The following is a 1,505-nucleotide window of genomic DNA, read 5'->3' as shown; positions in this document are numbered from 1 at the left end:
GTGGTTTTCCCTGTCAGGCGACCGGAGATTTCGAGGTAGGCGACCTTCGCTGTCATGCGCGGTACCAGCCCAGCTTGTTCATTGCAGCCAGGTCCAGGCGTTCAACCGGCCCGCGGATCACAATCGCCCGACAGCCCGGGTCGACAAACTGCAGGGCCTCGGCCAACTGCTGCATGTCGTTGTGGGTAGTGTTCGCTGGAACGACCACCAGGTCGCCGTCTTCTACCTTGAGCTTGTGCACCGCTTCGAGATCGATCATGCCGGAACCTCCTGGCCACAGCCGCAGGCGCTGTGCCGCTCGTAGGCGCGCTGGAGCTTGGTGTCGTACAGATTGCGTTGATAGTTCGGCCCGTTGTACAGGCGTGCGAATTCGGCCCACTTGCGGGCTTTCAGGGCCTTGTGCAACGCCGGATCGGCTTCGATGAAGCGCACGAAGGCGTCGAACTGCTGGGACTCGCTCGCAGCCATCGCCGCGGCGAACTCCTGGACGCTGGCATAGCCCAGGCGCTTCCAGTGAAAGCCCATGATCTGGAAGGCGCCCCAGGAGGCAGATTCCAGGGCCGCGGTGTCATCGATGAGGCGGGCCGTGGCCAGGCGCTGATATTCAGCGGTCCCGCCGGTGTAGCCACCGGCGCTGGGGTTGATGATCGCGGGGTATTGCGCGGCGAGCTCGCCGGCGTGGCGCTTCAGTTCGGCGACGTCATCCTCAGGGTGCCGAGGCGTGCAGAGCTGGCGGTACATGACATGCCGTTCAAACAGGATCGCCGGCTTGCCGTTGGCGAAGAAGCCCTTGCCATTCGATTCCACCTCGTTGACCGCATAGACGCTCGCGAGGGGCAGGTCCAGGCGCTGGGCGGCGCTGATCAGGTCGGCGTTCCTCAGCAACTGGCTGCAATCGTCCCCGGCCAGGGCGGCCTGGGTCTTCTCGCCGGCGATACCGTCCACCACCAGGCCGGCCTGGAGCTGGAAGGCGCGCACGGCTTTTTCTGTCGCGTCGCCGTAGTCGCCGTCCACCACCAGGGTGGCGCCGTGGCTGTTGAGGTTCTTCTGCAGGGTGCGGACGGCCTGGGAGCGGTCGCCGTGGCGGAGTGTGGTCATAGCTGATCTACCTTGCGGTTGAAGAACTTGCGGGCCGCGGCGCGGGTGCCTTCGACGCCGAGCAGGCCGATCACCCCGCCGAAGAACGGGGCGGTCGAAGATGGAATACCCAGCAACGCCAGGCCATGGCTGCCTGCCAGGGCCAGGGCTCCGCAGAGCGGCGCCTCGATCAGCATGCGGCGCCAGGTGCCGCCGCCGTACATGACACGCAGGGCGGCGATGATCAGCGCCAGGATGCCGGAGTAAAGGGCCGGCCAGTTCTGTTCGAGCCAGGCAGCGAGCCAGGCCCAGGTGTCGGGACGGTCAGGCATTCTTTTCATTCCAAGGTCCAGGGTGGGTGGCTACAAGGACACGGCTTAACTTCAGTCCCATAGGTTCACCATCTGCCGCTGTGGGGCTGTGGTTTG

At 65.2% G+C, this 1,505-nt stretch carries 3 protein-coding genes; all 3 read right to left on the bottom strand.

Annotated elements, in window-relative coordinates:
- Positions 1-52 precede the first annotated feature (52 nt).
- Genes CAG11_RS32955 through CAG11_RS32945 form a run of 3 tightly spaced genes read right to left on the bottom strand, consistent with a single transcriptional unit; the run spans position 53 to position 1,418 of the window.
- Positions 53-259, bottom strand: a complete 207-nt coding sequence (locus CAG11_RS32955) for a hypothetical protein (RefSeq protein ID WP_085600874.1) — start codon at positions 257-259, stop codon at positions 53-55.
- A complete protein-coding gene (locus CAG11_RS32950) occupies positions 256-1,098 on the bottom strand; it encodes an N-acetylmuramidase family protein (RefSeq protein WP_085600872.1) in 843 nt (280 codons plus the stop codon). The genes CAG11_RS32955 and CAG11_RS32950 overlap by 4 nt, the downstream gene beginning before the upstream one ends.
- Positions 1,095-1,418: a phage holin, lambda family gene (locus CAG11_RS32945; RefSeq protein ID WP_177409212.1), complete on the bottom strand. Its 324-nt coding sequence runs from the start codon at positions 1,416-1,418 to the stop codon at positions 1,095-1,097. Before CAG11_RS32945 ends, CAG11_RS32950 begins: the two co-directional genes overlap by 4 nt.
- Positions 1,419-1,505: the final 87 nt, after the last annotated feature.

Origin of the sequence: Pseudomonas sp. B6(2017), from assembly GCF_002112765.1 — a bacterium.
In the GTDB taxonomy this organism is placed as follows: Bacteria; Pseudomonadota; Gammaproteobacteria; order Pseudomonadales; family Pseudomonadaceae; genus Aquipseudomonas; species Aquipseudomonas piscis.
This window is presented reverse-complemented; position numbering and strand designations above follow the sequence as displayed.